This window comes from Hydrogenophaga sp., from assembly GCF_019635465.1.
Classification (GTDB): Bacteria; Pseudomonadota; Gammaproteobacteria; order Burkholderiales; family Burkholderiaceae_C; genus Hydrogenophaga.
In genome coordinates this window covers 163,395-182,980 of sequence record NZ_JAHBZK010000006.1, presented here as the reverse complement: position 1 = coordinate 182,980, position 19,586 = coordinate 163,395, and the positions used below count along the sequence as shown (strand labels likewise).

At 67.2% G+C, this 19,586-nt stretch carries 24 protein-coding genes; 3 read left to right on the top strand and 21 right to left on the bottom strand.

The window, feature by feature from the left end; genetic code table 11:
• Positions 1-9: 9 nt before the first annotated feature.
• The 13 genes from KF871_RS07450 to flgB all read right to left on the bottom strand — a co-directional run bounded on the left by KF871_RS07450 (position 10) and on the right by flgB (position 12,735).
• A complete protein-coding gene (locus tag KF871_RS07450) occupies positions 10-1,215 on the bottom strand; it encodes an HDOD domain-containing protein (RefSeq protein ID WP_291140184.1) in 1,206 nt (401 codons plus the stop codon).
• A 9-nt stretch (positions 1,216-1,224) separates the two neighbouring features.
• A complete protein-coding gene (flgL, locus tag KF871_RS07445) occupies positions 1,225-2,445 on the bottom strand; it encodes a flagellar hook-associated protein FlgL (protein ID WP_291140182.1) in 1,221 nt (406 codons plus the stop codon).
• Positions 2,446-2,496: 51 nt separating this feature from the next.
• A complete protein-coding gene (gene flgK, locus KF871_RS07440) occupies positions 2,497-4,410 on the bottom strand; it encodes a flagellar hook-associated protein FlgK (protein ID WP_291140180.1) in 1,914 nt (637 codons plus the stop codon).
• 12 nt (positions 4,411-4,422) lie between these two features.
• Positions 4,423-5,259, bottom strand: coding sequence for a flagellar assembly peptidoglycan hydrolase FlgJ (gene flgJ / locus KF871_RS07435; RefSeq protein WP_291140173.1), 837 nt, complete (start codon positions 5,257-5,259; stop codon positions 4,423-4,425).
• Positions 5,259-6,353, bottom strand: a complete 1,095-nt coding sequence (locus KF871_RS07430; protein ID WP_291140258.1) for a flagellar basal body P-ring protein FlgI — start codon at positions 6,351-6,353, stop codon at positions 5,259-5,261. The genes flgJ and KF871_RS07430 overlap by 1 nt, the downstream gene beginning before the upstream one ends.
• 74 nt (positions 6,354-6,427) lie before the next feature.
• Positions 6,428-7,108 (bottom strand): flagellar basal body L-ring protein FlgH, encoded by a 681-nt coding sequence (locus KF871_RS07425; RefSeq protein WP_291140171.1) that lies wholly within the window; start codon positions 7,106-7,108, stop codon positions 6,428-6,430.
• A gap of 8 nt (positions 7,109-7,116) precedes the next feature.
• Positions 7,117-7,899: a flagellar basal-body rod protein FlgG gene (gene flgG / locus KF871_RS07420; protein ID WP_291140169.1), complete on the bottom strand. Its 783-nt coding sequence runs from the start codon at positions 7,897-7,899 to the stop codon at positions 7,117-7,119.
• 14 nt (positions 7,900-7,913) lie between these two features.
• A complete protein-coding gene (gene flgF, locus KF871_RS07415; protein ID WP_291140167.1) occupies positions 7,914-8,648 on the bottom strand; it encodes a flagellar basal-body rod protein FlgF in 735 nt (244 codons plus the stop codon).
• Positions 8,649-8,813: 165 nt separating this feature from the next.
• Entirely contained in the window at positions 8,814-9,857 is a 1,044-nt protein-coding gene (locus tag KF871_RS07410) for a hypothetical protein (RefSeq protein WP_291140165.1), read from the bottom strand.
• 106 nt (positions 9,858-9,963) lie between these two features.
• Complete coding sequence (gene flgE / locus KF871_RS07405; protein ID WP_291140163.1) at positions 9,964-11,172, bottom strand: flagellar hook protein FlgE; 1,209 nt, start codon at positions 11,170-11,172, stop codon at positions 9,964-9,966.
• A 30-nt stretch (positions 11,173-11,202) separates the two neighbouring features.
• Positions 11,203-11,868 carry a flagellar hook capping FlgD N-terminal domain-containing protein gene (locus tag KF871_RS07400; protein ID WP_291140160.1) on the bottom strand — a complete coding sequence of 222 codons (666 nt, stop codon included), beginning with the start codon at positions 11,866-11,868 and terminating at the stop codon, positions 11,203-11,205.
• A gap of 40 nt (positions 11,869-11,908) precedes the next feature.
• The gene (gene flgC, locus KF871_RS07395; RefSeq protein WP_291140158.1) at positions 11,909-12,313 is read right to left on the bottom strand and encodes a flagellar basal body rod protein FlgC; all 405 of its coding nucleotides are present in this window, start codon (positions 12,311-12,313) and stop codon (positions 11,909-11,911) included.
• Positions 12,314-12,333: 20 nt separating this feature from the next.
• Positions 12,334-12,735: a flagellar basal body rod protein FlgB gene (flgB, locus tag KF871_RS07390; RefSeq protein ID WP_291140156.1), complete on the bottom strand. Its 402-nt coding sequence runs from the start codon at positions 12,733-12,735 to the stop codon at positions 12,334-12,336.
• A 197-nt stretch (positions 12,736-12,932) separates the two neighbouring features.
• On the opposite strand from flgB, the gene flgA reads away from it, so the two are divergent.
• The 3 genes from flgA (at position 12,933) to KF871_RS07375 (ending at position 14,448) form a co-directional block, all read left to right on the top strand.
• Positions 12,933-13,658 (top strand): flagellar basal body P-ring formation chaperone FlgA, encoded by a 726-nt coding sequence (gene flgA / locus KF871_RS07385; RefSeq protein WP_291140154.1) that lies wholly within the window; start codon positions 12,933-12,935, stop codon positions 13,656-13,658.
• A gap of 113 nt (positions 13,659-13,771) precedes the next feature.
• Positions 13,772-14,089 carry a flagellar biosynthesis anti-sigma factor FlgM gene (flgM, locus tag KF871_RS07380; protein WP_291140152.1) on the top strand — a complete coding sequence of 106 codons (318 nt, stop codon included), beginning with the start codon at positions 13,772-13,774 and terminating at the stop codon, positions 14,087-14,089.
• Positions 14,090-14,103: 14 nt separating this feature from the next.
• A complete protein-coding gene (locus tag KF871_RS07375) occupies positions 14,104-14,448 on the top strand; it encodes a hypothetical protein (protein WP_291140150.1) in 345 nt (114 codons plus the stop codon).
• Positions 14,449-14,500: 52 nt separating this feature from the next.
• Here the strand turns inward: KF871_RS07375 and KF871_RS07370 are convergent, their stop codons facing one another.
• The 8 genes from KF871_RS07370 to KF871_RS07335 form a co-directional block, all read right to left on the bottom strand.
• On the bottom strand, positions 14,501-14,851 hold the full coding sequence (locus KF871_RS07370; RefSeq protein WP_291140148.1) for a carboxymuconolactone decarboxylase family protein: 351 nt from the start codon (positions 14,849-14,851) through the stop codon (positions 14,501-14,503).
• A gap of 144 nt (positions 14,852-14,995) precedes the next feature.
• Positions 14,996-15,415 carry a VOC family protein gene (locus KF871_RS07365; protein ID WP_291140146.1) on the bottom strand — a complete coding sequence of 140 codons (420 nt, stop codon included), beginning with the start codon at positions 15,413-15,415 and terminating at the stop codon, positions 14,996-14,998.
• 29 nt (positions 15,416-15,444) lie between these two features.
• Positions 15,445-15,855 carry a gamma-glutamylcyclotransferase family protein gene (locus tag KF871_RS07360; RefSeq protein ID WP_291140144.1) on the bottom strand — a complete coding sequence of 137 codons (411 nt, stop codon included), beginning with the start codon at positions 15,853-15,855 and terminating at the stop codon, positions 15,445-15,447.
• A gap of 13 nt (positions 15,856-15,868) precedes the next feature.
• Positions 15,869-16,648 (bottom strand): hypothetical protein, encoded by a 780-nt coding sequence (locus KF871_RS07355; protein ID WP_291140142.1) that lies wholly within the window; start codon positions 16,646-16,648, stop codon positions 15,869-15,871.
• Positions 16,649-16,724: 76 nt separating this feature from the next.
• Positions 16,725-17,117 (bottom strand): cupin domain-containing protein, encoded by a 393-nt coding sequence (locus KF871_RS07350; protein WP_291140140.1) that lies wholly within the window; start codon positions 17,115-17,117, stop codon positions 16,725-16,727.
• Between the two features lie 77 nt (positions 17,118-17,194).
• Positions 17,195-17,638, bottom strand: a complete 444-nt coding sequence (locus KF871_RS07345) for a GFA family protein (RefSeq protein ID WP_291140138.1) — start codon at positions 17,636-17,638, stop codon at positions 17,195-17,197.
• Positions 17,639-17,812: 174 nt separating this feature from the next.
• The gene (locus tag KF871_RS07340) at positions 17,813-18,865 is read right to left on the bottom strand and encodes a glycosyltransferase family 2 protein (protein WP_291140136.1); all 1,053 of its coding nucleotides are present in this window, start codon (positions 18,863-18,865) and stop codon (positions 17,813-17,815) included.
• Positions 18,866-18,869: 4 nt separating this feature from the next.
• On the bottom strand, positions 18,870-19,586 hold the full coding sequence (locus tag KF871_RS07335; protein ID WP_291140134.1) for an RNA polymerase sigma factor FliA: 717 nt from the start codon (positions 19,584-19,586) through the stop codon (positions 18,870-18,872).

Below are 19,586 nucleotides of genomic sequence, written 5' to 3'. Positions count from 1 at the left end.
CAAGCGGTGTCAGAAGGTCAGCCGCTCCGAACGCCGGCTGGCGTGCAGCCGGCTGGTGGCCAGCATGCGCAGCAGCGCGCGGTTGACCTGCTCCAGCGTCATCTCATGGCGCTGGCACAGCGTTTCCATGCGGTCGAGCTTGTCCGGGTCGCCCATATGGCGGGCCAGGTCGAGCAGGCCGAAGTACGGCCCGTCGTGGCGCAGCAGGGCATCGGTCATGCGTGCGGGCAGGGGCAGCTTGCCTAGCAGTTCCGACAAGGGCTGGTGCAGCATCACGTCGAGCTGGGCCAGGAGTGCGGTGTTGTAGACCTCGGCCCGCAGGATGTCGTCGGAGCCACTGGCCAGCAGGTGCTGCGCCAGGCGCGAGCGCATCACCATGCCGAAGCGCACCGGTTGCAGGTCGGCGTCGGGTTCGATCTCGGGCAGTTGCTCGACCAGCCAGCGGCCCAGTTCGCGAAAGCCCAGCACCATCAGCGCGTGGCGCAGCGAGCCGACTTCGCGGCGCAAGCCGTACGCGGCCGAGTTGACCATCATGAGGATGCGGTAGACCAGCACCGGGTCCTGGCGCACCAGCCGCTCCAGGTATTCGATCGAGCACTCCTCGTCGTCGATGACTTCCAGCACCTGGTGCACAACCCGGCGGTCGTATTGCAGCGGCGCGCCACGGTGGTTGCGCAGCACATCCGCCACCGGCCAGCCGGCCACGGCCGACACGTTCGCTGCGTCAAGGGCATGGCGAACCCCGTCCTGTGTGGTGATGCCCTCGACCATCTGGCCGGGCAATGCATCGAACCGGTCTTCGGGGGCCACGCTGAGCAGGTTGCGGTGGTTGACGCCCGGCGTGGGCAGGCCTCGCAACTTCGCCAGCGCACCGGCGCGCACCAGGTGGTGGCCCTTGCGCTGGGCAATGGACAGGCGCGCCAGTGTCTCTTGCGAGGTGAACAGCGAAGCCGGCATTTCCAGCCAGGTGTTGTGGATCGGCGGGCAGGCCAGCGCCTGCTGTTGCAGCCGCGGCGTCTGCAGCGACAGCAGCAAAGGCGGTGCAGCCTCGGGCCAGTCCTCGCCGATGGCGCGCAGCAGGTGATTGGCGTCCACACCCTCGGGGTGGATGGCGCGCACGCACAGGCGCACCCCCGCCAGCTCGCGCTCGCGGTTCCACAGCGGCACATACGCCATGGCAACGCTGTCCAGAACGGTGTGGGCGGGCGGCAGCATGTGGCGAAATCAGATCTGGTTGAACAGCGACAGGCGCTGCACCTGGGCATACGACTTGATCGCGGCCTCCAGGGCGGTCTGTTGCTTCTGGAAGTCGGAGATGCCCTTGACCATGTCGAGGTCGGTGAGGTTGGACTGTTCCACCTCAAGGTCGACCTGTCGATCGCTCATGAGCTGCTCCTGCGCATCGGCGCGGTTGAGCCACTCGCCCACACGACCCCGCGCCAGCAGCACACGGTCGTGGGCGTTGTCGATCTCGGTCATGGCGCGCGCCAGTTCCTGTTGTCGGTAGCCCGCTTCGCCGGGGCCGTCGAAGCGCAGTGCGTCGATGGCGTTCTGCACCACGGTGAAGACGTCGGTCGGGCCGGTGTTGGCGGTCATGTCCACGCGGTCGCCGTTGGCCGGCGCACCGTTGAGGGTGATGCTCACCCCGTCGAACTGGATGGTGCCGCCGTTCTGGTACGGCACCCCGACGTGGCCCGCCACCGGCGTGCCGGTGGTGACGTTGGTCAGCGTGTACTGGGTCGTGCCAGCCACCACCGAGAAGTCGATGCGGTAGTCGTTGCCGGTGGTCAGGGTGGCGTCGATGACCTCGCCCGCGCTGGTACTGACGTTGCCGCCGTTGTTGTTGGGCACGGTGAGCGTGAAGCTGCCGTTGCCGGCCGGCACCTTCATCCAGATGGCCTCGCCGTCCAGCGTCTGCGGCAGGCTGGTGTCGCCCGGCGCCGGCTGGCCACGCAGACCCTGAAAGGTCACGCCGCTGCCGCTGGGGCCGTAGAGATCCACGAACGGCACGGACGCGCCACCCAGGCCGCCATACAGCGTTCGGCCGTTGCTGTCGGTGCGGTTGGCCACGGCCAGCAGTTGCTCGCGCAGGCCTTCAAGCTGGCGCGCAATATCGGCGCGCTCGCTGTCGGTGTAGGAGCCGTTGCCGGCCGAGACCATCAGCTCGCGCACCTTGATCATCAGGTCGCTGGACTCGGCCAGCCCCGACTCGGCCTGCTGCAGGCTGGTGCGCGAGGCTTGCAGCGCACGCAGATCGGCCTCCAGGCGCGAGGCGCGGTTGCGCGAGGCTTCGGCCAGTGTGGCCGCCACCGGGTCGTCGCTGGCCTTCATCACGCGCTTGCCGGTGGCCAGGCGCTCTTGCTGCGTGGCGAGTTCGCTCTGGCGCACACCGAGCTGGAACACGGTGCGGTCGAACTGGTTGGCGGTGGCGATGCGAAAGCTCATATCAATCCTTCATCGGCGGTGCGGCGCGATCATGTGCACAGGTTCGGTGCGTCATCGACCGACGGTCTGCAACAGACTGTCGAAGGTGCTCTGGGCGATCTGCAGGAACTTCGCCGAAGCCTGGTAGGCCTGCTGGAACTGCAGCAGCCGCGCCGCCTCTTCGTCCAGGTTGACGCCCGACACGTTGGAGCGCGCCTGCTCGGCGGTGGCCGCAATGTTTTGCGTGAACTGGGCCGAGAACTCGGCGCTCTGCACCCGCGTGCCGATATCGGAGAACAAGCTCACATAGCCTTCGGACAAGGCCACGCCATCGAAGGTGGCGATGCCGCGCAAGGCCAGCATGGCGTTGGCGTTGCCCGCGTTCTGCGAGATGGCGGTGGTGGGCGATGCGCCGACGTCGAAGGTGTCGCCCGCGGTGGGGCTGCCGCGCAGGGTCAGGCTCCAGCCATTGAGCACGATGGGCTTGCCGGGCGTGAAGTTGTAGCTGGCGGGCGGGCCCGGGTTGTCGGGGGCCGGGTTGCCCGGGCCCAGGCCGGTGGCGCTGTAGGTGCCGTCGGCGTTGAAGGTGATGGTGACCGGGTCGGTCAGGTTGGCCGAGGCATCGACCGCGTAGATGTTCTCGACGGCGAGGCTGCCCGAATTGGCCGTGCCGGGTGTGACCAGCACCGGACTGGCCACGGCCAGGCTCTGCGGCGAGCTGATCGCCATCTGCAGGTTGCGCGCGGCGGCCTCGTAGGGGCGGATGCGGAAGCGGTCGCCGGTGTTGGCCGCGCCGCTGTCGATCTGGAAGGTCAGGCCATCCACCTCGGCCGGCAGCGTGGCCAGGCTGGTGGTGGCGCCGTCGGACAGGCGCACCACGCTGAAGCCCGCGGCCTCGACGCGCAGCTCGTAGTCGGAGGCGACCAGTGCATTGGGGTTGGTGACGGCCGCGCTCACCGCAGCGTTGCCGCTGTTGGCGGGCGAGGCGATGCCGGCGGCGGGTGCAAACGGTGTGAAGAAGTCGCCGCCTTGTGCGCCGGTGAGGTCCACGCCCAGTCGGTGTTGTTCGTTGACGATGGTCGAGGTGGCCAGCGCGATGCGGCCGAGCTGGTTCTGGATCGAGGCCAGGTCTTCGTTGAGGAAGCGCAGCGTGCCCACCAACTCGCCGCTGCCCAGGCTGGCGGTGTCCAGCGTGGTGCTCATGCCGCCTTGCTGAAACAGCACGTTGATCCTGGACGTGTCCATCGGATCGCGCTCGACCGCCAGCTTGGCGGCCTGCGTACCCAGCACCAGCGGCTGGCTGCCACCCACAAACACCGAGGCTGTGCCCCCTTCGCCCGGCACCATGCTGATCTGCACGTACTGGCTCAGGTCGCGCAGCAGCTGATCGCGCTGGTCGTACAGGTCGTTGGGCGTGTGTGAACCGCCCGCGGTTTCGATGATCTTGCGGTTGACGGTGGCCAGGTCTTGCGCGATCCGGTTGATCGTGTTGACCTCTTCGCCCACCTGCTGCTGCGTGCTGCTGCGCAACAGGTCGATCTGACCCGCCGTGTCGCGCAGGCGCGCGGCCAGCGTGTCGGCACGTGAGAGCACCACCACACGCGCGGTGGAGTTGCTGGGTGCGGCCACCAGGTCGCTCCACGAATTGAGCATGTCGTTGAGCGCCGTGCCCAACCCTTGCTCGCCCATGGGGAACAGCGATTCGAGCTGCTCCAGCCGTTCCAGGCGGGCCTGGTCGGCGGCCGCGGCCGAGGCCGTCAGCCGCGCTTCGCGGGTCAGGTGTTCGTTGTAGGCGCGCGTGACCGTGGCGATCTCGACGCCTTTGCCGAAGTAGCCACCACCGGTGGACTGGTAACCCGCGGTCTGCAGCTGGATGGTCTGGCGCGAATAGCCCTCGGTGTTGACGTTGGCGATGTTGTGGCCAATGACCTGCAACGCCGACATGTTGGTGGTCAGCGCGCGGGTGGCGATGTTCAGTGAGGACATGGATCAGCTCCCTCAGCCCTGGGCCCGCTGCAAGGACAGCGTGGTGTTGATCGCGCGGCTGAGCTTGGACGCGTAGGCCGGGTCGGTGGCGTAGCCGGCGTTCTGCAGCCCCTTGGCGAAGCCCTGCACCGAGTGCAGCTGATCCATCACGCCTTCGTAGCGCGGGCTGTTGCCGATCAGGCGTGCGTAGTCGCGAAAGGATTCTTCGTAGGAGTCGTAGGCGCGGAACTTCGCCGTGACCTTGCGCGGCTCGCCGTCGACGTATTCGGTGGTGGTGATTTCGGCCACCTTGCCGCTCCAGCCGCCGGTGGCCTTGATGCCGAACAGGTTGTGCGCCGGTGTGCCGTCGCTGTTGCGGATCTCACCGCGGCCCCAGCCGCTCTCATGCCCGGCCTGGCCCAGCATGAAGGCCGCCGGAATGCCGGTCTCGCGCGACACTGCCTGTGCAGCGGCCGCGTGTTTCTCGACAAAGCCCGCCTGGCGTTGCGAGCCCTGGATGCGCTCGAAGGTGGTGGGCGTGCTCGACGACGGCAGGGCAGCGCCCCCATCGCTCAGCTTGCCGCCCAGCTGGCGCTGAATGGCTTCGGACAGCCCACCGGGCAGGCCCGAGAGCTGCACCGAGAACTGCTGGTCGAGCAGATCGGTGCCCAGGTTCTCGCCCTCGCTCTCGAACAGGCCGCTCTTGGCCGTGGCCTCGCGCATGCTCTTGAGCAGCTCGCGCATGAACAGCGCCTCGAACTGTTTGGCAGCCTCCTTCAGCGCGGCCTTGTCGTTGCCAGCGCCTTTGAGCGCGTTGAGCGCTGTCGGGTCGGCGGCCAGGCCGGTGGGCTGAAAGGCGTTGACCGACATCAGATCACCTCGAGGTCGGCGTTCAAGGCGCCGGAGGCCTTGATGGCCTGCAGGATGGCCAGCAGGTCTTGCGGCGTGGCGCCCAATGCGTTGAGTGCCTTGACGACGTCGGCCAGGTTGGCGGCCGGGCCCATCTGGATGAGCGAACCCTTGTCCTGGCTGATCTGGATGTTGGCCTGCTCGCGCACCACGGTCTCGCCGCCCGAGAAGGCGTTGGGCTGGCTGACCACGGGCGTGGAGCTGATGCTGACCGACAGGTTGCCGTGCGCCACGGCCACCGGTCCCAGCGTGACGGCCTGGTTCATGACGATGGAGCCGGTGCGCGCGTTGATGACCACCTTGGCGGTGGGCACGCTCGATTCGATGCGCACCTCTTCGACGCGCGCCAGAAAGGCCACGCGCTCGCTGGGATCGGTGGGTGCCTGCAGGCGCACCACGCGGCCATCGATGGCGCTGGCAACGTTGCCGCCAAAGGCCTTGTTGATGGCCGCAGTCACGCGACTGGCGGTCTGGAAATCGTTGCTGTCGAGGCCAAGGTCGACGGTGTCGCCCACGTTGAGCGGTGTCGGCACCGCGCGTTCGACCTGACCACCACCGGGAATGCGGCCAGCGCTCAGGTGGTTGATCTGCACCTTGCTGCCACCGGCCGAGGCACCGGCGCCACCCACCATCAGGTTGCCTTGCGCCAAGGCATAGATCTCGCCGTCGGCGCCGCGCATGGGCGTGGTGATCAGCGTGCCGCCGCGCAGCGACTTGGCGTTGCCGATCGAGGACACGGTCACGTCGATGGGCTGGCCCGGGCGAGCGAACGGCGGCAGCTCGGCCGTGACCAGCACGGCGGCCACGTTCTTGAGCTGCGGGTTGGCGCCGCTGGGCAGGGTCAGCCCGTGTTGCTGCAGAAAGTTGGCCAGGCTCTGCCCGGTGTAGGGCATCTGCGTGGTCTGGTCACCGGTGCCGTCCAGGCCCACCACCAGGCCATAGCCGGTCAAGGGGTTGCTGCGCACGCCCTGCACCGCCGCGATTTCCTTCACGCGGATGCTTTGCGCGGCGGCGGGCAGCACCAGCAATGCTGCGACGGCAGCACACAGGAGCATCAAGTGGCGGCGGAATCGGTCGATACACATGGCAGGACGGAACAAGCGGTTCATGCAGGCGATGGTGACCGGGTTCAGAAGGGCAGAACGCTCAAAAAGAACCGTGCCAGCCAGCCAATTGACATGGCTTCGCCTTGTGCGCCGCGGTTACGCGATTCCACGCGCACGTTGGCGACCTGCGTCGAGGGCACCACGTTGCCCGGGCGGATGTCGCGCGGATTGATGGTGCCGGAGAAGCGCATCACGTCCACGTTGGCGTTGACGCCGATCTGCTTTTCACCCACCACCACCAGGTGGCCGTTGGGCAGCACCTGCTGCACCGTGGCGGTGATGGAGCCGTTGAAGGCGTTGTTCGACTGGTTCTTGCCGTCGCCCGAGAAGTTGTTGTCGCTCTGCGCACCCAGCGTGGCATTGCCCCACGAGCCCTTGAAGAGCGGAATGGCGGAGATGCTGGCCGAGGCGTCGGCGCTGCGGCCGATCGAGGCCGAGGAGCTTTGCGTGGCGGTCACGCGTTCGGTGATCTGGATCGTCACCGTGTCGCCGGGCAGGCGCGCACGCGGGTCTTCCATGGCCGGGCGGTAGGTGGCGGCGCGAAACAGGCCCCCACTGGGCGTGGCGGCGCCGTTGACGGCGGTATCGCTCTGCACGTACTGCACGGGCTGCGCCGGCTGCAGATCGACCTTGGGCTGGTTCTGCAGCGTTTCGCAGCCGCTCAACAGCAGCGCCAGCAGCGCAAACAGGGCGAGGCGGATCATGGCGAGCCTCACAGCTGTGACAGACGCTGCAGCATCTGGTCCGAGGTCTGGATGGCCTTGGAGTTCATCTCGTAGGCGCGCTGGGTCTGGATCATGTCGACCAGCTCCTGCACCACGTTGACGTTGGAGGCTTCGGTGTAGCCCTGCATCAGTCGACCCATGCCGGTGCTGCCGGGCGCGGCGTTGATCGGGTTGCCCGAGGCCACGCTCTCGCGGTACAGGTTCTGCCCCAGCGGCTCCAGGCCAGGCGGGTTGATGAAGTTGGCGAGTTCGATCTGCCCCACCTGCTGCGGCTGGGTCTGCCCGGCCAACTTGGCGCTGACGATGCCGTCCGACGAGATGGTGACGCTTTCGGTCTCCACCGGCAGCGTGATACCGGCGGTGAGCGGGTAGCCGCTGCTGGTGACCATGCGGCCTTGCGCGTCGACCTGAAAGCTGCCGTCGCGCGTGTAGGCGGTGGTGCCGTCGGGCATCTCGATCTGGAAGAAGCCCGAGCCGTTGATGGCCACGTCCAGCGAATTGCCGGACTGCTGCGGCGTGCCCTGCGTGAAGCTGCGGCTGGTGGCGACGGTGCGCACACCGAGGCCGACCTGCAAGCCGGTGGGCAGTTCGGCCTGCTCGGTGGCGTTGGCACCCACCTGCCGCAGGTTCTGGTACATGAGGTCCTCGAACACCGCCTTGGACTTCTTGAAGCCGGTGGTGGCCACGTTGGCCAGGTTGTGCGAGATGACGTCGAGCTGGGTCTGCTGCGCCGTCATGCCGGTCGCGGCGGTCATGAGTGAGTTGATCATGGTGATGCCCTCTATCAGCTGGTGCTGAGCAATTGCGATGCGCTGCGGTCGTTGCCTTCGCCGTTTTGCAGCATGCGCATCTGGACTTCGAACTGCCGGGCCGCGGCGATCATGCCGACCATGGCCTCGACCGGATTGACGTTGGAGCCTTCGATGGCGCCGTCCTGCAGACGCGCGACCTCGCTGACCGGCAGCGGATCGCCTTGCGGACTGCGAAACAGACCGTCGTCGCTGCGCTTGATGGGGTTGTCTGCGTCGGGCACCACCATCTTCAGGCGACCGACCACCTGGCCGGGTTCGTTGCCGACGCGGGCGTTGACCGAGCCGTCGGCGCCGATGTCCACCTGCGCGTTGGCCGGCACCGTGATCGGGCCGCCGTCGCCCAGCATGGGCAGGCCGTTGGCGTTGACCAGCGTGCCCTCGGCGTTGACCTCGAGGTTGCCGGCGCGGGTGTAGGCCTCGGTACCGTCCAGGCCCTGCACGGCGAACCAGGCATTGCCTTGCGCGGCCACGTCCAGCGCGCGGCCGGTGATCTGCATGGCGCCGGGCGTGTCCAGGTGGCCGGCGGTGGCCTCCAGCGCAAACACGCGGGTGCTGGCGCCGTCGCCGCGAATGGGCACGGCACGGAAGGTGGAGAGTTCAGCGCGAAAGCCCGGCGTCGATACGTTGGCCAGGTTGTTCGTCAGCACCTGCTGGCGGTGCGCCGCGGCACTGGCGCCGGTCATGGCGGTGTAGATGAAGCGGTCCAAGCACAAGTCCTTTCACTCGCCGGGGCGCAGTCAGCGGCGCTGACTTCGACGGGTTGAACGGATTGTGGAAATTCTTGAGGGTGGCCAATGCGCCGAACAGCAGGGGTGCTGCCGCGCATTTCCTCGCTTCAAACCCCGGCCAAGGTGGCGGGGGGTGGGGCAGGGTCAGTCCGGGGTGCGGCGCTGCCAGCGAAACCCGGGCAGTCCGATGCGCTGGCGGTCCGTGCCGTTCCACTCCGGGCGCAGGCCATGCCGCCTGAGCGCCTCGCAGACCCGCTGGCCGATGGCGACGTAGTCAGCGGGTTCATCGCTGTGGAGGTGGCCAAAAGCCACCATCAGACCTTCTTCGTTGAGCGCGCGGTCCATGTCCTGGCTGTGGAAGAAGCAGGCCCCGGTGTACTGCTCGCCCCGGGGGTCCTCTGCCTCAATGCGGCTGTTGACCACGTCGAAGCCTTCATCGAGGGTGTCGCCCGCCCACTGCACGGCCATGATGCCGTCGTGAATGAGGTCTGAGAACGCGTCGGCCAGGCGATCGTTGTCCGTCTCGGCAGCCCAGGTAGCTTCGGCCGCGCGCTTCCTGGCAAGAATGGTCGCCGCGAAGGCACGCATCTCGTCGAGGTCGATGTCTTCATCGTCCTCGGCGCGCGCCACGATCACCGCGTCGATGTCGGACAGTGCGTGGTAGCCGTACCAGATCCAGTGCACGACCTCCGAGCGCAAGTCCCCCATCGAACTGTCGTCGTCATCGTCGGTGTCGGGGTAGTCTTCCAGCGGCAAGGGGTCGTGCGCTGCGTAGGCCTTGCGGCACACCGCGGCGACGTCGTCGACTGGCCAGGGTTTCACGAAGCGCTTGCCTCCCCTTTGACGCACGCCGATCTGACGCAGCCTGGCGTCGAAGCACAGGAAGAAGTCCTGGCCGTACGGATAGATGAGCTCGATTTCTCGGCGGTGCGCATCGGCATGCGGCACCCATTCTGCGCGGATGAACACGTCAAAGGAGCTGTCTTGCGCCGCCACGTGCGCGGCACATTCGCGAAGCACCCGATCCACTGCGTCCAGCGAGGGTTTGGTGCCGGCGAAGCAGACCGTGATGGAGTGGATGTGGTCCGAGCGATCGCGGGTGGCGAACACGCGTGCTCCCGCCGCGCGCGCAGGAGCAAGGTCGTCGGACAGGTTGTGAAAGGACCAGGAATCGTTGGCAGATGACATGGGCGCAGCACTCGGGGCGGGTTGAAAACCCGCGAGATGCTAGGTAGCCCAGCCCTCGCCCGCACTACCCCCTCGGCGCTATTTCAGCTCACGCCCCATGAAATCCTCAGCGCATGTTGAGCAGCGTGCTCAGCACCTGGTCCTGCGTCTTGATGGTCTGTGCGTTGGCCTGGTAGGCGCGCTGCGCGGTCATCATGTTGACCAGCTCGGCCGTGATGTCGACGTTGGAGTCTTCCAGCGCGCCGGCACGCAGCGAGCCGTAGTTGCCGGTGCCGGGTTCGCCACGCACCGGGTCGCCGGAGGCGAAGGTGGCCGACCAGCTGCCACCGCCCATGGGTTGCAGGCCCTGTGCGTTGCGGAAGTTCACCAGGGCCACCTGGCCGGCGGCGCGCGTCTCGCCGTTGGAGTACTGGCCGGTCACCACGCCGTCTTCACCGATCTTCAGACCCACGAACTGGCCCGGGCGATAGCCGTCCTGGTCGAGCATGGTCACGCCAAAGGCGGTGCCGAACTGCGAGATGTTGCTGAAGTCGATGGTGGCGTTGAAGGCCCCGTTGACTGAGCTCAGTGCCAGCGGCGGAATGGTGGTGGTCGCGGTGTCGAGCGAGCCATCGGGCAGGAAGTTGACGGTGAACGGCGTGGACAGGGCCGGGTCGGCGCCGTTGACGCCGGTGTAGACCTCCCAGCTGTTGTTGGCCACCTTGCGGAAAGCCATCGTCACCGGCACCTCGATGCCCTGCTGGTCAAAGGCCACCAGCGAGGTGCCGTAGGTCGTCAGCGGGGTGTTGGGCGTGACCGAGTTCCAGATCGGCGCGCGCGCGTCGAGGTTGAACTCGGCCGTGATGGTGCTGGTCTGCTGCGCCGGGATCGGGCTGGCGGTGGGCAGCGTCAGGGCCACGGTGTTGTAGCTCAGGCGGTTGCCGTCGGCGTCGGTGGGGTAGCCCATGAGCTGGCTGCCGTCGTTGTTGACGATGTTGCCTTCGCGGTCGAGCTTGAACATGCCGGCGCGCGAGTACGACAGCGTGCCGTCCGGGTTGGTCAGCTCGAAGAAACCGGCGCCGTTGATGGCGATGTCCAGGTCGCTGCCGGTGATGGTGATGTTGCCCTGGGTGAAGGCCTGCGTCACCGCTGCCACCGACACGCCGATGCCCTGGTTGACGCCGCCAGCGGCGTTGACCGAGCTGGCGTAGACCTCGGCAAATTCGGTGCGCGATGACTTCATGCCCACCGTGTTGCCGTTGGCGATGTTGTGACCGATCACGTCGAGGTTCTTGCTCGCGCTGTTGAGGCCGGAGAGTCCTTGCTGGAATGCCATGGTGTTTCCTTGCTGGGCGAAATCGGTGGGTTACATGAAGGTGTCGATCTGGTCGTAGCTCAGCGAGCGTCCGTCCTGCAGCTTCAGGGTGGTGACGCCGTCGCTGCTGCCGACCGAGGTGACGGTGTAGCGGCCAAAGGTGGTGGCTTCGACGGGCGAGCCACCGTTGGATGCGCGCACGCGGTAGCCAGCCACCTGGGTGGGGTCGATGCCGGTGCCGTCCCAGTTGAACGAATGCTGGCCAGCGGTCAGGGCGCCGAAGTCCAGGGTGTCGAGGATCTCGCCGTTGGTGCCGACCACGTCGACCTGCACGCTCGCGGCCGACTCGTCGATGCGGAACGCGGCCTTGCCGTAGGCGCCATCGAAGCCGAAGTTGTTGCCCGCCACCAGCGCCTCGCGGCCAATGAGCGACACGCCCTGCAGCGTCTGCATGGCGGTGAACTGCGCGGCCATGCCCTTGAGCGTGGCGTTGAGCGACTCGATGCCGGCGACCGTGTTGATCTGCGTCATCTGCGTCGTCATCTGCGCGTTGTCCATCGGATTCATCGGGTCCTGGTTGTTGAGCTGGGCCACCAGCAACTTGAGGAACCGGTCCTGCGTGGCCTCGGCGTTGGTCGCCGTGGTGGCCTGCTGCGCAGTGGAGCTGCCCACGGTGGTGCCGAGGTTGGACAGGTCCAGGGGGTTGGAGAACATCATGTGCGTGCGTCCTTGTCGGGGTCTGCGTGGGCGACGGCGATTACTGACCCATCTGCAGCGTCTTGAGCATCAGCGTCTTGGCGGTGTTCATCACCTCGACGTTGTTCTGGTACGAGCGCGAGGCCGAAATCATGTTGACCATCTCCTCCACCGGGTTCACGTTGGAGTGCGTCACATAGCCGTCGACGTCGGCGTTGGGGTGCTGGGGCTCGAACACGCGCCGGCCCGGGGCATCGCTTTCGGTGATGGTCTGCACCTTCACGCCGGCGCTGCCGGGGCCGCCCATGCTCTGGGTCTGGAAGTGGATGTGGCGCGCCTTGTAGGCCTGGCCGTCGGGGCCGGCCACCGCATCGGCGTTGGCCAGGTTGGAGGCCACCACGTTCAGGCGCTGTTGCTGCGCGCTGATCGCGCTGCCGCTGACATTGAAGATCTGGAACATCGACATGGCAGAGTCCTTTCAGGCGATCACTGACCCGTGATCGCGCTCAGCATGGTCTTGACGTGACCATTGATGAAACGCAGCGTGGATTCGTAGCGGATGGTGTTGTCCACGAACGAAGCACGCTCGCGGTCGAGGTCGACCGAGTTGCCGTCCTGCGCGGGCTGGGTCTGCACCGCGTAGCCCAGCTTGGGGTCGCCACCGGGAGGTGCGCCGACGCTGCTGAAGTGGCGTGGGTCGGTGGTGACGGCATTGCCGGTGCCCGTGCCGGTGGCGTTCTTGAGTGCGCTGGCGAAGTCGAAGTCGCGCGCCACATAGCCCGGGGTGTCGGCGTTGGCGATGTTGCTGGCGATCACCTGCTGGCGCTGCGAGCGCAGCACCAACGCCTTGGCATGGAAATCCAGCCGGTCGGTCATCTGGTCAAGCATGGTCACCTCGCAGGTGGGTGGGTGGGGCCGGTCCGAACAAGCGCTCGGGACCGGGACTTGCGGGCATTGTCAAAAGACTTGAGGGCGGCAAAAGCCGGAAACAGCGGCATGCGGACCCGGTATTTCGCGGCTTTGGCTGGACGCCCGACCCCTAGAGTGATTGCCTGAATTCGTCCACCCACGCCGGAGTGCGCCCCATGAACCGCCCTGCCCTTCGCCTGCTGCTGACCGTGAGCTTTGCCCTGGTGCTGCTGGCCGCCGCCGCCAGCGCGCGCGCCAGCGATGCCGACGGCCTGGAAAAGCTCGCGCGCGACTTTCTGCAACCCACGGTCGAACAGGCCCTGGCCGAGCAGGCCGGCATGCCGCTGCGCGCCGAGGTGGTGATGGGCTCGCTCGACAGCCGCCTGCGGCTGGCCCCTTGCAATGGCATCGAACCCTTTCTGCCGCCCGGTGGCCGCCTCTGGGGCCGCAGCCGTGTGGGTCTGCGCTGCGTCGACGGCCCCACACGCTGGAGCGTCTACATCCCGGTGACGGTGCAGGCCTTCGGGCCGGCCTGGGTGCTCAAGGCGCCCGTGCCGGCCGGTGAAACCCTGACTCAAGCCATGGCCGATCGCGCCGAAGTGGATTGGGCGGCCCACCCGTCCATGGTGCTGGCCGCGCCCGAGCGCTGGGTGGGTCAGCAGGCCGCCTATGCACTGACCCCGGGCCAGGTCATCCGCGAGAACATGGTGCGCGCCCCGCAGGCCTTTGATGCGGGAACGCCAGTGAAAGTGAGCGCCAACGGCCGCGGCTTTGCCGTATCGGTGGTGGGCCAGGCGCTGAGCGCCGGCCACGTGGGTCAAGCCGCCCGGGTGCGCCTGCCCAACGGCAAGGTGGTCAGCGGCACCGTGCGGGCCGACCAGACCGTCGAACTGCCGCTGTGAAGAGCATCCTTGAGCGACGAGCGGTAGAAAAAAGGCACTAAAACCCTAAAGTTCTGGAGATCAAGACCGATACGACAACGACATTGCCCTGAAAACAGGGCGCGGAGCGTGACATGAAAGTCGATTCTTCAGCATCGGATTCCTACATCGGCAGCGTGGCCGGTGGCCCCCAAAAGGCGGCCCCGCAACCCGTCGCGGCCGCCGAGGCCGCTGCCAAGCCGGCCGGCGGTTCGCCGCAACCGGGTGTGACGGTCACCTTGTCGTCGTCTGCCAACGTCGGTTCTTCCGGCGGCGGCGAAGAGTTCAACGCCGAGAAAGTGGCCGCCATGAAGCAGGCCATTGCCGACGGCTCGTTCAAGGTCAACCCCGAGGCGATCGCCGACAAGCTGCTGGCCAACGCGGCCGAAATGCTCAACGCCGGCCGCGCCTGAACGCGCACACCACCATGACCCAGAACACCCAGCCCGCACACACCTGGATTGCCCACCTGCACGGGCAACTGGACGGGCTGGAGCGCGCCCTGCTGCAGGCCGATGCGCCCGCCGTGGAACGCGCCAGCGCGGCCGTGCAGGCCACGCTGAAAGCCGCGCCCAGCACGCTGGCGCTGCGCGGCGCCGACGCCGAGGCCCTGCAGTCGGCCGCCCAACGATTTGCCCAATTGCGCGCCGCCACCCTGCGCGCTGCCGCGCTCAACGACCGCGCCCTCGGCAGCCTGCTGCCCGACCACCTGCAAAAACCCACCTACCAGCAACTGGGCAAGGTGGGCGCGGCGCGCTACCAGCGCCCCTGAGGCAGCCCCAAGCCCACATTCGGGCAGCGCCGGGCCCGAGCGGTCTGGCGATTTAGCGGGCCTTTTGCTGCAGGAACTGCTCCAGCGCCTGCATCGCCTCAATCCCGTAGACCACCGATGGACCGCCGCCCATCATGATGGCGACGCCCACCGTCTCAGCGACCTCATCCTTGCTGGCACCGGCCTCGAGCGCGTCGTGCACGTGGTAGGAGATGCAGCCATCGCAGCGCACCGTGATGGCAATGCCCAGCGCGATCAACTCCTTGGTCTTGCTGGTCAAGGCCCCGGACTTGAGGCTGGCGTCATGCAGGGCGCCAAATCCCTGCATGACATCGGGGACGGCCATCCCCAGCTTCTCCATCCAGGTGTTGAGTTCCTCGTAGTTCGCGGGGAAGTTCTTCATCGTGGTCTCCATGGGCGGGTGGTTGAACAGACGGGTTGCACCCATCATGACCACGCGTCACGCCAGGCCCATGACATAGGACAAAGGTCGCGCACCCCAACTGTCGACTGATCGCTTCGAGAACGGGAATGCCGACCCCAGCGCTCAGACCTGAGCCTGCGGCGGCCCCTTGAGCTCCACCACATTGCCCTCAGGATCGCTCACATAGATGGAAGGGCCCTCGCCCTCGGCGCCGAAGCGCTGTTCCACCGGCCCGGCGGCGTGGCCGTGGCGCGCCAGGTGGTCCCGGATGGCCCGCGCGTCAAAGGGCACCACGCGCAAACAGAAGTGGTCCAGGTTGCGGCCCTCGCTGCCCGGTGCGGCACCACCGGCGCGACCCAGTTCCCCATCCACCGGCACCAGGTCGATCAGCGCATCGCCGGCACGCAACTGCACCAGACCGATGTCGTCGCGGCGGCGCTCGATCGTGCAGCCCAGCACGTCGCAGTAGAAGGCCAGCATGCGATCGAGGTCCACCACGCGCAGCACGAGGTGGTCGAGGGTGATGGGGCGAAAGGCGTGCATAGGGCGTGCAGGGTTGGCCCCGGGCGGGCTCACCAGCGCAGGGCGCGGGCGTGTTCGGGCGTGTAGTCGGCCAGCGGCCCCGGGTGTGGGCCGCCGCGCTGCAACAAGGCGGCATCCTGGACGTAAGCAAAGGCCGGCGTCAACGCACCGCTGCCGTCCGAGGCCACCACGTCGATGGTGACGCGCTGGTAGCCACCGGGTTCACCCACCCGCTCCAGCGCATCCATTGCCGCCAGCGCGTCGGCATTCACTTCGAACAGCTGCCCACTGACCGGCAGCCCCTGCCCGGGTTGCAGAAACAGGCAGGGCAGCACCGAGTCGATCAGGTGCATGGGGTAGGCCTGCGCGGTGCGGTACTCGCCCGGCACGCGGCGACCGCGGTTGACCGGGTGGTTGGGATAGTCCTGCTTGAGGGAGCCGTAGACAAACAACAAAGACATGGCAGCGGTGCGGTCAGCGGGTCACGTTGATCGAATGCAGGGTGTACAGGCTGGTTTCGCGCGCGCTCACGTAGTCGGTCTGAAACCCCACGCCCAAGTCAGGCAGCCAGACGAACTTCATCTTGTTGATGACCACACCGTTCTCGCCCGTCTTGACGCATTCCAGCGGTATGGCGGTGCCCTGCAGCTCGAGCATCAACACCGAGGCCGGCACGGGCTGCCCGGCGGTGCAGGTGCGTTTCTCGTAGGTGAAGCCCATGAGCTGCGGCGCTGTGCCCAGGCGGGCCTCCATCACATAGCTCTGCCCGGGCTTGGGGTTGCCCAGGCCGCGGTCGAAGCGGATCAGCTCCTTGATCTCCAAGGGCTGTTGCGCGCTGGCGCGCTCCAGGAAGGTGGTCTGCGACCTGAGCAGGTGGATGCCCGCAAAGGACAGGGCCAGGTTGACGCGGTAGGCCAGGTCGTTGCGCGCGTATTCGGTGCGCTGCTGCACATAGCCGTTGCCCAGGTTGGTCAGCGTGGTATTCGCCTGGACCTCGTAGCGATTGCCCTGGCCCTCGACGACCACCGAGTGGCGGAATTCGATGCGGCGAAACCGCGGCGCCATCGGCTCGCCCTTCTCGACCTGGGACCGCACGGCTGCGCTCAGCTGCATCGGCGTGAAGTTGTCGTTGAGGTAGGACGGGCTGTCGGACACGATGGTCCGGGTGTCGACCGGAGTCGCACAGCCACCCATGGCGGCGGCGACAGCGAGGACAGCGGCGAGGCGCAGGGCGGGCAATGGCATCGAGGTCATGGCGTTGGGCGTTGGGCGTTGGGCGTTGGGCCGCGATTGTCGCGCCGCAAAGGCTTGCCTTGAGCGCGCCCAGGCTTCAAGCCGTCGGGGTCCAGGTGCCTTCGACGGGCACCGCCTCGTCCATGCCAGGCCAGGGCGGCATGGTGATGGCCACCGCACACAGGGCCTGGTCGCCCATGGCGCGAAACTGAAAGTGCGTGCCCACCGGAATGGTCAGGCTCAAGCCGGCACGCAGCGCCACGGTGTCTTCCTTGTCGCCTTGCCGACGCCACATCTCGCCCTCGCCCGAGATCACGTACCAGATCTCCTCCACCGTGCGGTGTACCACGGCCTGCGTGACCCGGCCCGGCGCCAGCGAGAAATGCGCCATGCTGCCCCCCGCCAGCGCGCACAGCACGCGCACGTCTGAGCCGTCGGGCGCGGTGACGGTGGGGTCGGCTGGCAGGGGTTGGGTGGTGAAGGGGGTCATGGGCGGCTGCGCTCCTTGGAGCAGCGAGCATAGCCACGGGATGAATGCGGACGGCCGTTGCCAGTATGTTCGTTTGGCTACGTGCGCTCGTTGGCGCGGTAGCTTAGCCACCCAGCGGTCAGGGGGCCGCCGCCCCGGTCCTTTGGATGACTTCGCCCTTCCAACACTGGAACGTCTGCGAAGTCGAAGGGGCTCAGGCCCTCAATGCACGATGCATTGACGCCATATTGGGTCGGAGTGGAGCGTCGCGAATGGAACGTGTAAATGCCACACACCGAGCAGAAGTAGTGCTTGGCCTGGCCGGTGTTGAACTGGTAGAGCGTCAGCTTTTCAGCGCCTTGAACAACCTGCAGGTTCTCCAGATCGGTAGACACTGCCACGGCGCCGCGCATGCTGCAGTACGAGCAGTTGCATCGCCGTGCACTTCGCAGACCATCTGTCAGAACCAGTCGAAAGCGCACCGCACCGCAATGACATGCCGCTTCAAGTTCGCGACGATCATCGAAGTCTGAGAGGTTCAAACCGCACTCCTTGCAATGGTTGGACGAGCCGCGCGACAGCTAGGGCCTCAGCCGTCGAAGCAGCCGGAACATGAGTGGTTACCGCCCGCTCCTGGCCGGTGGTGGCCATCCTAGCCTCATCAAAAGGGATGCGGGTGGTCTCACCCACAGCTGAGCAACCGGCGAATGCCGCGCTCAAGTGCGCAACTGCACCGCCAATTGCCGGTAGTGCGCTGCCTGATCGGCCTGCCCCAGGCCGTCGTGGATGACGGCGAGGTTGTGCGCCGCGAGGTGGCTGCCGCGGCCGCTGACCGAGCCGTCGAGGTCGGGGCGTTCGCCGATCTGCAGGCAGCGCTCCCAGGCGGCGCGCGCCATGGGCAGGCCTTGATCCATGGCCTGCTCGGGGTGGCGGGTGGCCCAGTTGAGCAGCAGGTTGCCGAGCACGAAGTGGTAGTCGGGCGAGCCGTCCCATTCGTCCATGGCGTTGCCGGCCAGCACCAGGGCTTCGTCGAGTGCGCCGCTCTGGCCCAGGCAGTGCAGCAGGCGCACGATCAGGTCGTGGCGCCAGGGTGCGCCCTGCGGGCTGCGCTGCCAGGCCTGTCGGTAGCAGGCGGCGGCCTCGGCGTGTTCGCCGTAGGTTTCGTGGTCTTTGCCCAGGTGCAGCCAGACGTGGGGGTCGTCGGGGTGGGCGTCGCGCTCGGCCAACAACAACGTGCGGTTGCGCCCGCGCTTGAGCGCCAGCTGCGCCGGGGTGTAGCCGTCGTGGCCCAGAGTGATGCCCAGGCGCACGCGCGGCAGGTCGGAGTCGGGTTGTTCGTGGATGCGACCGCTGTAGCGCACGCCGCGTGGCAGCACGCGGGTGAGCCAGGACACATGCACCTGAGAGTCTGCGCCGAATTCGCTGCGGATGCCGAGTTGTCCGAGGTGATCGGGTGCCTGGTGGCGCAGAGCGGCCACCTGTTCACCGCCCTCGATCAGCCATTCGTCCGCGTCGACGATCAGGTGCCAGTCGGCATCGGCCAGGTCGAGCGCTCGGTTGCGCGCGGCCGAGAAGTCGTCGCACCAGTCGAAGCGGTGCACGTCGGCGCCGGCCTGGCGGGCCAGGGCCACGGTGTCGTCGGTGGAGCCGGTGTCGAGCACCAGCAGGCGGTCCACAAAGGGGCGCACGCTGGCCAGCGCGCGCTGGATGCCGCGCGCCTCGTTGCGCGCGATCATCACCAGCGCGACGCTGTGGGGCCCGCGGCTCATGGGGTCAGTGTTCGCGCAGCTTGGTGCGCAGGCGCGCAATCGACTGGCTGTGCAGCTGGCACACGCGCGATTCGGTCACGCCGAGCACGGCGGCGATTTCCTTGAGGTTCATGTCGTGCTCGTAGTACATGCTCATGATGTGCTGCTCGCGGTCGGGCAAGGTCTTGATCGCCTCGACCAGGGCCATGCGCATGCGCTGGTCCTGCAGCATCGACGAGGGGTCGGCCTCGTGGTCGCCCATGTGGCGGTCCAGAAAGCTGTCTTCGTCGTCGCTGCCGCCGCTGATGTCTTCCAGGTACACGAGCTGGGTGCCGCGCACCTTGGCCAGCAGCGACTGGTAGTCGGCCAGGGTCAGGCCCATCTCGGCGGCGATCTCGCTCTCCTTGGGCACGCGGTGCAGCTTCTGCTGCAGACGGTGCACGGCCTGCTCGATGTCCTTCTGGCTCTTGCGCGAGCCGCGGCTCATCCAGTCGCCGTCGCGCAGCTCGTCGATCATCGCGCCGCGGATGCGCTGGCTGGCGAAGGTCTCGAACTGCACGCCCTGCGAGGGCTCGTAGCGCGCAATGGCTTCGGTGAGGCCGATCATGCCGACCTGGATCAGGTCGTCGATCTCGACACTCGGGGGCAGCTTGGCGATCATGTGGTGCGCCAGACGACGAACCAGCGGGCTGTATTTCTTCAGCTGGTCATCGCGTTCGAGCGTGCCTTTGGCGGTGTACAT